Here is a 13,353-nt window from a genome sequence, read left to right as displayed (position 1 = left end):
AAAAAGCAGAAATATAGATATAGTTAGGAGTTAGATTCATGAAAAAGATTGTAGAGATGTGGAATAGGGTGTCGCTGATCGCGAAGATATTGGTTGGAATAGTGATCGGTGCGGTGCTGGGACTTCTGGTGCCGGGGGCAACGGGAATAGGCCTGATCGGAACCATGTTCGTCAGGGCGCTCAAGGCAATTGCGCCGATACTGGTGTTTGCCCTTGTCATCAGCTCAATTGCAAATGCAGGAAAGGGAAATGGCCAGCAGTTCCGTATGGTGACGATCATGTATATGCTCAGCACGCTATGCGCAGCGGTAGTGGCGGTGAGCGCAAGTTTTATTTTCCCTGTAACCATGACACTGGACCTTGAATCATATCAGGCGGATGTCGTCCCATCGGGAATCATGGAGGTCCTCCAGAATCTTTTGCTCAACATCACCGATAATCCCGTAAATGCGATACTCAACGCAAATTATCTCTGCATACTTGCATGGGCACTTTTGTTTGGACTTGCCATGCGACGGACAAGCAAGTCTATAAAATCTGCACTTGTATCCATATCGGATGCGGTATCAACCGTCGTGAGGTGGATCATCGGGTGCGCACCATTTGGAATCATGGGACTTGTGTTCACGACAGTATCGGAGAGTGGATTGTCGATATTCAAGGAATATGGCAGATTGCTGCTTGTGCTTGTGGGCGCCATGCTTACGGTTGCATTGATCGTAGATCCGCTCCTTGCGACTATCGTCTTAAGGAGAAATGCATATCCACTTGCGTGGAGATGTCTCAGAGAGTCAGGTGTGACGGCGTTCTTCACCAGAAGTTCTGCGGCAAATATCCCAGTGAACATGTCACTTTGCAATAGACTTGGACTTGACCCGGATGTGTATTCGGTATCCATACCGCTTGGCGCGACCATCAATATGGATGGTGCCGCCATCACTATAACTATAATGGCGCTTTCCGTTGCAAATACCATGGGAGTGTCGGTTGACGTTCCGACAGCACTCATGCTCAGTCTTATGGCAACCCTTGGCGCGTGCGGTGCCTCAGGTGTTGCGGGAGGTTCGCTGTTGCTCATTCCTATGGCGTGCTCGCTGTTTGGAATCCCACAGGATATATCCATGCAGGCTGTTGCTGTCGGAATGATCATCGGAGTGGTCCAGGATTCACTTGAGACGGCAATCAACTCATCGGGAGATGTACTCTTTGCCGCTACAGCGGAGTACAGACAGTGGCAAAAGGACGGCAGAGAGTTTAAGATAGGCGCCATCGTAAATCCAGATGAGTAGGATATTCCCATATAAAAAATAATCGGGCATGTTCAGGAAGAAACATACCCGGTTGTTTTTGCCTTTATATTCCCCGTATCCCTGATTCCACAATTCCATTTGAATCTTTAGAGATTCCCTCAAGAACATGCGGAATTACCAACATATCCGTTCCGCATTTAGGACATGCCGCAATTCCCAGCAGTTCGCTGGTGCTTTCCAGACGATATTCAGACTGATAGTCTATACCATCTTTCTGCCACATAAAAATGTGTCCGCATTTGAAACACTTAACTTCCCTGAATGTATTCCCCATAATAAATAATAACCTCCGTTGCAGTTTGTTTGTATTGCCTACAGAAACTTGTCCAGCTCCGCATCGACGTTCTTCCTCTTTTTGATCTTTGGGTGGTCGATGCCTCTTTCAAATATACAATATCCTAAACATGGTTTGCAACAGATGAAGAACTTTTATATAATTGTAGACAGTATGCGGAAGCTAAGATAACATATGGGAACTGAAAGAAAAACAGGAAAATGAACACTATGGGGAATGAGCCATTGTCTGGCAGATCAAAGCCAGAGACAGGTAATAACAAAACAGAATACAAGGCACATTACCATCTGCCCGGACTTTTTGAATTCTACGAGCTGTACAAGGTATTCCTGCCACTATACCGTGAGCACAGGGAATATTTTTACGACTGGTGTGATATCGGCTCGGTGTATGGCGCACCGGGTGACTGCCTCTGGGGTGGCGGCAGAGCAGGATATGGCGACAGCGGTGCCAGAGATGTGCTGGAACTTATGAGCGGGTATGGAATATCGGCGAGGCTGACCTTCAGCAACTCATTGTTAAGACCGGAACATCTTGCGGATAAACGGTGTAATGATTTGTGCAGAGCGTTTGAGAAGGGTGATATTCAAAACGGTGTCATAGTCCATTCGGAGTTGTTGCTTGACTATCTGCAGGAGAACTATCCGGGACTATATATGGTTTCATCTACAACAAAGGTCATTACGGACTTTGACCAGTTTTCGGCAGAGCTTGACCGGGATGAATTCCGATATGTTGTGCCGGATTTCCGGCTGAACAAAGCATTTGACAGGCTGGGGGCGCTTTCGCAAAAGCAGAAAGACAAGGTGGAATTCCTGTGCAACGAATGCTGTTGGTTCTCCTGTCAGGACAGGAAAGCCTGCTATGAGGATGTGAGCCGTATGGCTCTCGGTGAGAAATCAATTCACCACTGTACATCGCCGAACGCAGCAGGTGGCTATCGTTTCTCAAAAGCGATGGAGAATCCCGGATTTATAGGTATAGATGATATAAGGAACATTTACCTGCCGATGGGATTTTCCAATTTCAAGATAGAGGGAAGAGGTCTTGGAAGTGCCATAGTGCTGGAATTTCTGTTATACTATATGACAAAGCCAGAGTACCAGCTGAGGGTAAGAGAAGAGATATATCTTGACAATACGCTGGATCTGTTCTAGGCGTGCGCGGGCAATAGTCAGGGGCTGCGGATAGCATGGGAGGATAATATAGGCAGTCGATATGTATTTGAAATCTGCAGAGTATGTTTCGCAGCTCGTGGAGATAACAGAAAATTCCTGATCGAAGGGGGAAATGTATATGGAGAGAATAAAGAATTTATCCAGGACGCAAAAGGTTCTGATGAGCATTATAGTGGCAATGATCATAGCATTTTCCATAATTTATCCGATTATAATGTCCATAAAGGGAATAGAATTCAGGGGTGACTTTCTGACCCGAAAAGAAGAACAGGGAAATGTGACATATACAGATGGACATACAAGTATCATAGTATATGATGACCAGAGCATAGAATTTAAGTGTTATCATCGATTTACAGGAGATGGGTATAGAGACGTAACATATGGACCATATAGCTGGATGGAGGATCATTCTGCCATACCGGTAGGGACAGAAAACGGCATGTTATCATCTGATGATTATATCGGAGTAAAGATCATGGCGGGTGATAAGGTGTTTTTTAGAGGCGCTGTCTCAAAAGATGGATACATGGTATACAATGCGGACGGCACGATGACCAACGATTTTGATGTGGTTTTAGGAGATTATTATGCAAATCCGCCGGATATTTATGAAATAGTGAAGTTTATTACTGGTCCGCAGACTACAAACAGAGGAAATATAGTATTATATATATTCGGAATCATTATATGCATTATTGCAGTCGTAAGCATGTTGTTTCCAGATGAACTTTTCAGATTGGCCATGTGGCCCAGGGTGAGAAACCTGTATGATGTTGAGCCGTCTGACTGGGAACTTACAGTCCGTGTTATCGAGTGGTATGTGCTTACGATTGGTGCATTTGTGGTATTTGTGATCGGACTTACGATGGGCAGTGTGACGTGACGACTCCGGACGAGTGATAGACAAAAGCGCTTAGCATATAGACAAATAGATGAAAGGATAACTTGAACAATATGGCATACACACCTAATGATATATATGATTATATAATTGAGAATGACAGGGAATCAGAATTCCTGCAGGCGATAACACTCCATAAACAGAACTTTTCCATAGGAGAGATTACAGACAGGCGTTTTCTCGTAAAAGAAGACAAGACGGTAAAGTTTATATCAAAGATGTATAAGATAAATATACAGATCACGGATGACGACATCATAACAGCGGTCATGAATGGCCTCTATGTGAGTGCATTTATCTCAAGACAGGGCGATGCTTATAATGTGCACTTCCTGGTACACGCATACCCGGAAAATATGAAGTCGCAGTTTGACGATGAGATCTTAAAGGAAGTGTTGCGGTACATGATCATGATGACTATTGTACGGCTGAGACTGGATACGCCGGAGAAGGTGGAAGAATATCTGGGGAGCAGGGAGTAGCACTTTATGTAAATAAAGCTTATAGTCGCACCCCCTGGCTTTTTTTATGAATAATATTTGGCTGTTATAAAGTAGTTTTGATGAAACAAAAAAGCTGTCTGAAATAATTCAGACAGCTTCTGTCACGTGCGCAAGAGGATTCGAACCCCCGACACCTTGGTCCGTAGCCAAGTGCTCTATCCAGCTGAGCTATGCACACATGTTGCTTAACAACATCAGTTATACTACAACAGATTTGATAAAATGTCAAATGAAAAGTTGCAAATATTTCAATTTTTTCATTCTACCTGAGGTTGAAAAATATCAGTAATAGATAACTGTAGTTATTCTTCAGGTGATTCTCTCTTAAGTTCAGGAATATACCTCTGACCATATATGCTGTTCTTGATGGACTGCATCTCAAGGTCTGTTGCGGATATGACATCTGCGCATTTCTTAAGTCTTGCGGAGATCATGTCCACGTTCGGGATATCCTTCTTATATCTGAGCTGGTGATCCAGGCTCGCCCAGAAGTCCATCGCGATTGTTCTGATCTGTACCTCCACACGCATATTCCTTGTGTGGTCTGCGAAGAACACAGGAATCTCGACTATGACATGCAGACTGCGGTAGCCATTTGGCTTTGGATGCGATATGTAGTCTTTTGCCTCGATCAGGGTGATGTCGTCCTGACTTATGAGCTTTTCTGCCACCATATATATGTCGTCGATGAATGGGCAGATGACTCTTATTCCGGCGACGTCATCCAGATTGTTCAGTATACTTGCACATGTCACCGGACAGCCCTTGCTTGCAAGCTTTTTGGCAATGCTGACAGGCTTCTTGATCCTTGACTGTATGAATTCTATAGGATTTCTCTTATATCTTACGCTGAAATCATCGTTCAGCACTTCAAATTTTGTCTTCACCTCTCTGATGGCACATGAATACATCATCATGATCTCCTCAAAACTCTGCATCTCCTGCATGAAAGGATTTTCCTCCGGGCGCAGGAGTGAATTGATGTATTTGCTGTTCAGAGCGTTTGTCTGTATTGATTCCATAACTCCTCCAAAATGTAAAAAAACTGGAATGGTGTGTCCTGTTGCACAACTATGTGTATTATACTACATTCCACTTGTGCTTAAAAATAAAATTTTATAAAATACCTGTGAATGATCAATAAATACTGACAGGCATAACCCTTTTGCTTTATTTGTCAGTTCACAGAGTCAGGAGAAGACAATGAGCTATTTTGATGAGATGATCGCCACGGAGCGTATACCGGATTCCTATGTGGGATGGGAACAGTACAGACGTGAGGTGACGGAATATATAGAAAATAACTGCCGGGTAAAAAAAGAATCCGGACAGGATGCAGATGCAGCGAATTCAAAGCCTGTGCTTGCACTGTGGGGAATAGGGCCGGCCGGCGATATAGATATAGGAAGATTGGCAGATAATTACAGGCTGGTGCTCATAGACAGAGACAGGGAAGCTGTGCTTTCGGCAGTCAGGGAATATGGGTTGAAGGAACAGGATTATATAATAGCGGATATTCCATTCTGGCATGTAGACGATGACCAGTACCGCTTGTATGAGGCGATGCTTGAGGACTGTGAGGACACCGAGCATATACTTGAGTTCCTGACAGGCATAGCGACTGCCAATTCCGGTAAATATATTGGCAGAACGGAATCTGGGGATATAGTAAATGACACCGACAGGTATCTTGATATATTTGATTACAGTGTGGCGGTCGGGCTTCACAGCCAGCTAAATTCCAGATTTGCGGCATTGCTTTACCACTACAGGGACAATTATCATGACGAGGATCTTAGACTCATAAGCAGTGCCATCTCGGGGCTGAACGAGGCGGCGGTGGAGAGACTCAATGACTACATGTACCATATGACAAAGGATGTACTCATATATGGATATGAGGTCGCTGCATGTGAGGATCAGACATGCGCAGAGAAGCTTGCAAATGCATTTGACAGGCGGGATGTGGAGACGATGAAGTCGGTGGAGCACATAGAAGGTGTGGCACAGCTCATGAAGGATATGTCGCTTCATATGAACTACGACGTGGAGCTGGTTGACAGCCGCCATATGGTATGGCCATTTGACACGGCTGGTGGCAGGAAAAATTACGTGATGGGATTTGCCGCCATGCGGAAGATATGATGTTGTAAATAGGCGGAAAAGATTAAAAAGTTAAATGACATTCCATAAAAATCAGTTGATATAACGTATATTATCATGAGGAGGGAGCTATGACAGACAGAGAATTTGAACAGTGCATGTCTGCGATGGCGGCGGGCGACAGGGATAGCCTGCGGCACATATATGATGCGTATCTGAAGCTCATATATGCTGTGGTGTACGACACCATAGGACAGCGCGAGGAGGCTGAGGATGTGACATCGGAATTCTTCATCAAGCTGTATAGCATTGCGGGAAGCTATAAGCCGGGAAATGGACATAAGAAATGGTTGGTCACGATCGCCCGGAATATGGCGGTGGACAGGATCAGGAAGATAGACCGTGAGGCTCTGGTGGATGAGATACCGGAGACCGGGCAGAGTGGCAGCATGGAGGAACAGGTTGTGAACAGCGTGTCACTGAAGGTGGCCATGGAGTCGCTTAAGCCTGATGAGCGGGAGATAGTTGATATGAAGGTGGCTGGAGGATTTACCTTCAGAGAGATATCAGAGATAGTTGGCAAGCCGATGGGAACAGTCACATGGCTTTACAACAGTGCGATCAAGAGACTTAGGAGGTGCAGACTATGAACAGACATGAAGATGAACTGGAAAAGGAAATAGCTGACAAATATATAGAGAATATGGATGCACCTGATCTCTGGGAAAAAATAGAGGCAGGACTTGATGCGGTGGATGCGCAGCGGGTGCAGGATAAGAAATCTGGAGATAAGAAGTTTGGAGTCAAGAAAGACCGTAAAGACAGGAACAGAAGAACCATCCAGATCGTTTCCGGTCTTGTGGCAGCGGCAGTGGTGTGTGTGCTGATCGTAGCCGGACCGTTAAGGAACAGCCGTAAGAGGGCAAGCGATAAGACAGCGCAGGACAACAGTGTGAAGGTGACTTCGGATGAAAGTTATTATGCACAAGAAAGTGACGCGGCTGCGGCAGACGATATTCAAAGCGATGCTGCTGAAATGGCAGAAAACGCCACGGCGAGTTATGATGTACAGAGAAATACTGATGCTCAGAATTCTGTGAATAGTGCTGACTATATCCCCATGATCATGTTGGATGGTGTGCTCTACAGGGACACATACGACATGGTCGATGCTGACAGCGTGGATGAGAGCAAAGCGGCCTACGCTGAGAGCTACACCGATGGCGTGCCGGCAAATGACGGCGAGGTCAACTTTGACATGAACCCATCCAGAAACTCAGCCTACATTGTGTGTGATGATGGCAGCCTTGTAGTGAAGGTTGAGGGCAACTGGTACAGATTTGAGAGGGCAGAATAGCACAAACAAATCAAAAATTAAAAAATACAGAAATTACCATAAAAAATAATAATCCCTTCGTATATAGAATATAAAGCTTGACCGGTAGCTTGAAATTCATATTACGGAGGGATTTTTTATGATGAAATATAATTCAAAAATATTTGCAAGATCCATATGCGCAGTTATGGCAGGGGTTATGATGGTAGGAGGTCTTACGGGCTGCGGTAACGATGATGCAGTAGATGGCAGGGGAATGCGCCTTGAAAAACAAAATGGGGATAAGACAGAGATAACAGGGATCGCAGAAAAGTACAGGGAAAAAGAAAGTAAGCAAAAAAAGAAGTCGCTGCAGGACAATGGCTTGAGTGGAATATTCAACAGTACGTCGAATGATGTTATGTATGCGGAGGAAGCTTGTGATGTGGCAACAGTCGCTGGAGATACAGCGATGGTGACAGATACTTCAAATTCTATGTATACAGAGATCGCCTACGATACGAGAGAGTATGACAGCGTGGCGGAGAATGGATTTGTATCCACAGCGGACAGACCTCTCTCCACATTTGCGGCGGACAGGGATACGGCATCATACAGCAACGTCAGGTCGTATATAGAGTCAGGCTGTCTCCCACCGGACGGAGCGGTGAGAATAGAAGAGATGCTGAACTATTTTACCTATGACTACAGAAGGAAGCCTGAGGATGGAGAGAAGTTCTCCATATACACAGAATATTCGGACTGCCCGTGGAACAAGGCCACAAAGCTCATGATGGTTGGGATCAACACGGATGAAATAGATTTTGGAGACAAGAAGCCTTCAAATCTGGTGTTCCTGATCGACACCTCGGGATCCATGTATGAGGATAACAAACTCCCACTCGTGCAGCAGTCATTTGCCATGCTGGCGGAGAATCTGGATGAGAACGACAAGGTGAGCATAGTCACATATGCGGGTGAGGATACGGTGGTGCTCTCGGGCACATCCGGCTCAGAGCAGTACACGATAAATGAGGCGCTTTCAAGTATGACAGCCGAGGGCTGTACCAACGGCGGCGATGCCATCATCACAGCTTACGAGCTGGCGGAGAAGAACTTTATAGAGGGAGGTAACAACCGTGTCATACTTGCAACGGACGGGGATCTGAACGTGGGGCTTACCAGTGAGAGCGACCTTGTGGATCTGATAACCGAGGAGAAGAAGGAAAACAACATTTTTCTCAGCGTGCTTGGGTTTGGAACGGACAATCTGAAGGACAACAAGCTTGAGTCTCTTGCTGATAACGGTGACGGAAACTCTGCATTTATAGATTCTGCATACGAGGCGAAGAAGGTGCTGGTGGATGAGATGGGCGGCACGTTGAACACTGTTGCAAAAGATGTGAAGTTCCAGATAGAGTTCAACTCGGCAAATGTCAAGGGTTACAGGCAGATAGGTTATGAGAACCGCGCCCTTGCGGATGCGGACTTTGCAAATGACGCTGTGGACGGCGGCGAGATAGGCGCAGGACATATGGTGACGGTGCTCTATGAGATAGTGCCTGCGGAATCAGACTTCGATGTGCCTGCAGCCGAGCACAAATACGGACAGGATTCCAATCAGGCAAATACATCGAAGACTGCATCACAAGACGTTAAGGATAAGTCTGATAGCGCAGAGGACTATACCGGTGAGCTTGCGACAGTGAACGTAAGATACAAGGAGCCGGATGGGGATAAGAGCAGTCTTGTGAGCCGTGTGGTGAAGACTGACAGCTACAGCAGCGAAATGTCCGTTGACATGAGTGCGGCAAGTGCCGTGGCGGCCTATGGTATGATCCTCAAAAACAGTGAATATGTGGGTTCTGCAGATTTTGATATGGTTATGGCTCTTGTTGGCGGTAAGGTGGACAGTTCAGCCGGCAGTGGCGATATTATCGATATGCAGTGGCAGGGCTTTGCAGACATGGTACGTCAGACACAGAATATAACTGACTAGGAAAAATGTCGATAAGAGGAGCTGTTCGATATGGCTTTGTAATCACACTTTGTAATCACATTGTATAAAACTCTTTTATTTTATTGATAATTCTTGTATAATAACAAATTAGAGTGTCAATTAAGACGAAAAAATAAAAACAAGAATATCAATATAGACAGGAAGGGTAAGATTCATGGGCGAAAAAAAGATTATGCTTGGTAACGCAGCCATCGCCAGAGGCTGTTATGAAGCGGGTGTCAAGGTATCAGCGGCATATCCTGGAACACCAAGTACAGAGATCAGTGAGAACATGGTGCAGTACAAAGGAGATATCTACTCAGAGTGGTCACCAAATGAGAAGGTAGCCACAGAGGTAGCGATCGGTGCATCATTTGCGGGAGTGAGATCAATAGTGTCGATGAAACATGTAGGTGTGAACGTGGCATCAGATCCGCTGTTCACCGCAGCATACACAGGTGTGAACGGAGGTATGGTACTTGTTGCAGCAGATGATCCTGGAATGTACTCATCACAGAATGAGCAGGATTCAAGACTTGTAGCAAGAACAGCCATGATCCCAGTTGTTGAGCCATCAGACAGCCAGGAGGCAAAGGATTTCACAAAGTATGCATTTGAGCTGAGTGAGAAGTATGATACTCCTGTAATGCTCCGTACAACCACAAGACTCTCACACTCACAGGGCGTTGTAGAGCTCTGTGACAGACAGGAGATTCCTGACAAGCCATATGAGAGAAATATAAAGAAATATGTCATGATGCCTGGTAACGCTATACCACGTCATGTATTTGTAGAGCAGAGACTCAAGGACATGGCAGCAGACGGAGCTGACATGCCGATCAACAGAGTTGAGATGAGAGACAAGAGTGTGGGTGTCATCACCAGCGGTATCCCTTACCAGTATGTCAGAGAGGCTATGCCAAACGCATCAGTCTTAAAGCTTGGCATGGTAAATCCACTCCCAAGAAAGATGATCGAGGACTTCTGTGCACAGGTAGACAAGGTGTATGTCATCGAGGAGCTTGAGCCACATATCGAGACTCAGGTCAGATCATGGGGAATAGATGCAGTCGGCAAGGAGCTGCTTACAGTTCAGGGTGAGTACAGCGCAAATATGCTCAGAGAGAAGCTTCTCGGCGAGAAGATAGAGACAGTCGAGGCTGCTCAGGTTCCAGCTAGACCACCTATCCTCTGTCCAGGATGTCCACACAGAAGCGTATTCTCAGTCCTCTCAGAGCTGAAGATCCACGCTGCAGGAGATATCGGATGTTACACACTCGGAGCTGTCGCACCGCTCAGTGTTATTGACACAACAGTCTGCATGGGTTCATCCATCTCTACCCTTCATGGAATGGAGAAGGCAAAGGGCAAGGATTATATCAAGAACTGGGTAGCGGTCATAGGTGATTCAACATTCCTTCACACAGGTGTGAACTCACTCATGAACATGGTATACAACCAGAGTACAGGAACAGTCATCATACTTGACAACTCGACAACAGGTATGACAGGACATCAGGATCACGCCGCAACAGGTAAGACACTGATGGGAGATCCTACATATGCCATTGATATTTACAATCTCTGCAAGGCACTGGGAATCCAGAGCGTCCATGAGATAAATGCATTTGATATAGAAGGTCTTAAGAAGCTCATCAAGGAGGAGACAGCAAAGGATGAGGTATCAGTCATCATCACAAAGTCACCTTGTGTACTCTTGAAGACGACTAAGATAACAGGAAGATGCAAGGCAATACCTGAGAAGTGCAAGAAGTGCGGTATGTGCTTAAAGCCTGGATGCCCTGCAGTTATCAGGCAGGAGGATGGAACCATCCGTATAGATGACACACTCTGTACAGGCTGTGGACTGTGCATGAAGCGTTGTAAGTTCGATGCTATAGAAAGGGAGGAGTTCTAATCATGGAGACAAAGAATATTATGATCGTCGGCGTAGGCGGACAGGGAACACTTCTCACAAGCCGTATACTCGGTGGAATCACCACGGCAGCAGGTTATGATGTAAAGCTCTCAGAGGTTCACGGAATGAGCCAGAGAGGTGGAAGTGTTGTTACATATGTAAGATATGGTGAGAAGGTAAATGAGCCTATCGTGGAAGAGGGATGTGCGGATGTCCTCATAGCATTTGAGAGACTTGAGGCACTCAGATATGCACACTTCCTGAAGAAGGATGGAGTTATCATCGTAAATGACCAGAGAATAGATCCTATCACTGTAGTTACAGGCGCAGCACAGTATCCTGATGGAATCATCGAGGAGCTCAGCGGCAAGTACAAGGTTATCTCAGTTGATGCCATGGACGAGGCAAAGAAGCTTGGCAACAACAAGGTATTTAACACAGTCATCATAGGAATCGCGGCACAGCACATGGATTTCTCACATGATGCATGGGTTGAGGTTATCAAGAACACAGTTCCACCTAAGACAGTGGAGAAGAATCTTGAGGCATTTGAGGTTGGCTACAACCTTAAGTAATTTGACGATTTTTGGTACAAAAGACGGATTTTGGCATAAAAAAAGTCCGTCTTTTGTTGATTAATGGTGGAAAAAAGGACCCTCATATGGTAAAATCAACACATATGATGGTTTGCGGGGTGCGTACACATGAATGATATTAACAAGGATGAGATTGACGCAAGATGGCATATGCTGGTATGGCGTATGATGATAGTTATATGCAGTATTTCTTTTGTTATTGCATGGATATTATTTGGAGTATACAGAGTAGATAAGAGCATAGGAGCAGGCGCATATATAGTAAAGTATATCGTGCTGCCGATGATAGTACAGGCTATAGCGATCACAATTTGCTATTTTTATATGAAGCACGATGAGGCGGACATAAAGCACAAGAATTATGTCGTGACAGGTATGATATATGTATGTGTCGGTGTTATAGCATTTACATATTGCACCATATACCCGCTTATACTTATTCCGTGTGTCACCATAATTGCCACGGCGTTATTTGCAGATCAGGAGCTGACGGTATGGTCGGGAGTTGCGGTGCTTGCACTCATGGTCATCAATGTTGTGAGATTACATTTGAATGTCGGTGAGCTTGCCACACAGATGAACTGGGTTGGAGCACTGCTCATATACATACTGGTAGTATCTGTTATGTGTGCGATGGTTATGGTCGTCAACAAGCACACGAAGGCACTTATGGAATCGATTGCCGGAAGCTACAACAGACAGGTAACACTGATGAGTGAGCTTATGGTTGATCCGATGACAGGCCTGTACAACAGAAGATCATTTGAGGAGAGCCTTGATAAGGAGATCGAGAATGTGGAGCAGACTGGGGCGAAGTCCTATGTCACCATATTTGATATAGATCATTTCAAGGAAGTCAACGATACATATGGCCACAGCAATGGAGATATAGTTATCAAGGCGCTGTGTAAGATGATGAAGGAGAAGTCGAAGGATATGGGACTTGCCTTCAGATACGGCGGTGAGGAGTTCGTGATACTGTTCCATGATGTGGAACTGTCCAAGGTCATGAATGTTGTTGAGGACATAAGAACAGAGTTCAGATGCTACTATTTCCACTTTATGAACAAGGATGGAATAACCTGTAGCTGTGGTGTCGCTGAGTACACCAAGGGAGAGAGTTCCAAGGCATGGTTCAACAGAGCGGATTCAGCACTCTATAAGGCGAAGGAATCAGGAAGAAACAGAACAGTTATAAGTGAATAAAAAATAACACATTGGGCTGTGCTCAA

At 45.3% G+C, this 13,353-nt stretch carries 13 protein-coding genes and 1 tRNA gene; 11 read left to right on the top strand and 3 right to left on the bottom strand.

All coding sequences use genetic code 11. From position 1 onward, the window contains the following. Positions 1 to 38: 38 nt before the first annotated feature. Positions 39 to 1,289 (top strand): serine/threonine transporter SstT, encoded by a 1,251-nt coding sequence (gene sstT / locus DWW70_RS10875; RefSeq protein WP_118649849.1) that lies wholly within the window; start codon positions 39 to 41, stop codon positions 1,287 to 1,289. A 64-nt stretch (positions 1,290 to 1,353) separates the two neighbouring features. Here the strand turns inward: sstT and DWW70_RS10870 are convergent, their stop codons facing one another. Then, entirely contained in the window at positions 1,354 to 1,584 is a 231-nt protein-coding gene (locus tag DWW70_RS10870; protein WP_118649848.1) for a hypothetical protein, read from the bottom strand. Positions 1,585 to 1,814: 230 nt separating this feature from the next. Between DWW70_RS10870 and DWW70_RS10865 the strand changes: the two genes are divergently transcribed. The 3 genes from DWW70_RS10865 to DWW70_RS10855 all read left to right on the top strand — a co-directional run bounded on the left by DWW70_RS10865 (position 1,815) and on the right by DWW70_RS10855 (position 4,169). Continuing rightward, the gene (locus DWW70_RS10865; protein ID WP_243017714.1) at positions 1,815 to 2,762 is read left to right on the top strand and encodes a hypothetical protein; all 948 of its coding nucleotides are present in this window, start codon (positions 1,815 to 1,817) and stop codon (positions 2,760 to 2,762) included. 139 nt (positions 2,763 to 2,901) lie between these two features. Beyond that, positions 2,902 to 3,669, top strand: a complete 768-nt coding sequence (locus DWW70_RS10860) for a hypothetical protein (protein WP_118649847.1) — start codon at positions 2,902 to 2,904, stop codon at positions 3,667 to 3,669. Between the two features lie 71 nt (positions 3,670 to 3,740). Further along, the gene (locus DWW70_RS10855) at positions 3,741 to 4,169 is read left to right on the top strand and encodes a hypothetical protein (RefSeq protein WP_055224266.1); all 429 of its coding nucleotides are present in this window, start codon (positions 3,741 to 3,743) and stop codon (positions 4,167 to 4,169) included. 125 nt (positions 4,170 to 4,294) lie between these two features. On the opposite strand, the gene DWW70_RS10850 is transcribed toward DWW70_RS10855, so the two are convergent. Together DWW70_RS10850 and DWW70_RS10845 are read right to left on the bottom strand one after the other, a co-directional pair. Next, positions 4,295 to 4,368, bottom strand: a tRNA-Arg gene (locus tag DWW70_RS10850). A 124-nt stretch (positions 4,369 to 4,492) separates the two neighbouring features. Continuing rightward, entirely contained in the window at positions 4,493 to 5,212 is a 720-nt protein-coding gene (locus DWW70_RS10845) for a GTP pyrophosphokinase (protein ID WP_015533441.1), read from the bottom strand. A 181-nt stretch (positions 5,213 to 5,393) separates the two neighbouring features. Between DWW70_RS10845 and DWW70_RS10840 the strand changes: the two genes are divergently transcribed. The 7 genes from DWW70_RS10840 (at position 5,394) to DWW70_RS10810 (ending at position 13,327) form a co-directional block, all read left to right on the top strand. Beyond that, entirely contained in the window at positions 5,394 to 6,335 is a 942-nt protein-coding gene (locus DWW70_RS10840) for a hypothetical protein (protein ID WP_015533440.1), read from the top strand. An 89-nt stretch (positions 6,336 to 6,424) separates the two neighbouring features. Beyond that, a complete protein-coding gene (locus DWW70_RS10835) occupies positions 6,425 to 6,943 on the top strand; it encodes an RNA polymerase sigma factor (protein ID WP_015533439.1) in 519 nt (172 codons plus the stop codon). Beyond that, a complete protein-coding gene (locus tag DWW70_RS10830) occupies positions 6,940 to 7,650 on the top strand; it encodes a hypothetical protein (protein ID WP_118649846.1) in 711 nt (236 codons plus the stop codon). The genes DWW70_RS10835 and DWW70_RS10830 overlap by 4 nt, the downstream gene beginning before the upstream one ends. A 118-nt stretch (positions 7,651 to 7,768) precedes the next feature. Then, positions 7,769 to 9,607: a vWA domain-containing protein gene (locus DWW70_RS10825; protein ID WP_118649845.1), complete on the top strand. Its 1,839-nt coding sequence runs from the start codon at positions 7,769 to 7,771 to the stop codon at positions 9,605 to 9,607. Positions 9,608 to 9,782: 175 nt separating this feature from the next. Next, entirely contained in the window at positions 9,783 to 11,525 is a 1,743-nt protein-coding gene (gene iorA, locus DWW70_RS10820) for an indolepyruvate ferredoxin oxidoreductase subunit alpha (RefSeq protein ID WP_022216725.1), read from the top strand. A gap of 2 nt (positions 11,526 to 11,527) precedes the next feature. Further along, entirely contained in the window at positions 11,528 to 12,100 is a 573-nt protein-coding gene (locus DWW70_RS10815; RefSeq protein WP_015533435.1) for an indolepyruvate oxidoreductase subunit beta, read from the top strand. A gap of 129 nt (positions 12,101 to 12,229) precedes the next feature. Next, on the top strand, positions 12,230 to 13,327 hold the full coding sequence (locus DWW70_RS10810) for a GGDEF domain-containing protein (RefSeq protein ID WP_015533434.1): 1,098 nt from the start codon (positions 12,230 to 12,232) through the stop codon (positions 13,325 to 13,327). Positions 13,328 to 13,353 lie beyond the last annotated feature (26 nt).

It is taken from the genome of Coprococcus sp. AF16-5 (assembly GCF_003479365.1).
In the GTDB taxonomy this organism is placed as follows: Bacteria; Bacillota; Clostridia; order Lachnospirales; family Lachnospiraceae; genus Coprococcus; species Coprococcus aceti.
Note: the sequence above shows the minus strand (reverse complement) of the source record. Positions and strands in the feature narration are given on the sequence as shown.

Excerpts from the sequence above, each read along its gene's own strand:
- sstT (WP_118649849.1), top strand. The coding sequence starts at position 39 with ATGAAAAAGATTGTAGAGATGTGGAATAGGGTGTCGCTGATCGCGAAG.
- DWW70_RS10870 (WP_118649848.1), bottom strand. The coding sequence starts at position 1,584 with ATGGGGAATACATTCAGGGAAGTTAAGTGTTTCAAATGCGGACACATT.
- DWW70_RS10865 (WP_243017714.1), top strand. The coding sequence starts at position 1,815 with ATGGGGAATGAGCCATTGTCTGGCAGATCAAAGCCAGAGACAGGTAAT.
- DWW70_RS10860 (WP_118649847.1), top strand. The coding sequence starts at position 2,902 with ATGGAGAGAATAAAGAATTTATCCAGGACGCAAAAGGTTCTGATGAGC.
- DWW70_RS10855 (WP_055224266.1), top strand. The coding sequence starts at position 3,741 with ATGGCATACACACCTAATGATATATATGATTATATAATTGAGAATGAC.
- DWW70_RS10845 (WP_015533441.1), bottom strand. The coding sequence starts at position 5,212 with ATGGAATCAATACAGACAAACGCTCTGAACAGCAAATACATCAATTCA.
- DWW70_RS10840 (WP_015533440.1), top strand. The coding sequence starts at position 5,394 with ATGAGCTATTTTGATGAGATGATCGCCACGGAGCGTATACCGGATTCC.
- DWW70_RS10835 (WP_015533439.1), top strand. The coding sequence starts at position 6,425 with ATGACAGACAGAGAATTTGAACAGTGCATGTCTGCGATGGCGGCGGGC.
- DWW70_RS10830 (WP_118649846.1), top strand. The coding sequence starts at position 6,940 with ATGAACAGACATGAAGATGAACTGGAAAAGGAAATAGCTGACAAATAT.
- DWW70_RS10825 (WP_118649845.1), top strand. The coding sequence starts at position 7,769 with ATGATGAAATATAATTCAAAAATATTTGCAAGATCCATATGCGCAGTT.
- iorA (WP_022216725.1), top strand. The coding sequence starts at position 9,783 with ATGGGCGAAAAAAAGATTATGCTTGGTAACGCAGCCATCGCCAGAGGC.
- DWW70_RS10815 (WP_015533435.1), top strand. The coding sequence starts at position 11,528 with ATGGAGACAAAGAATATTATGATCGTCGGCGTAGGCGGACAGGGAACA.
- DWW70_RS10810 (WP_015533434.1), top strand. The coding sequence starts at position 12,230 with ATGAATGATATTAACAAGGATGAGATTGACGCAAGATGGCATATGCTG.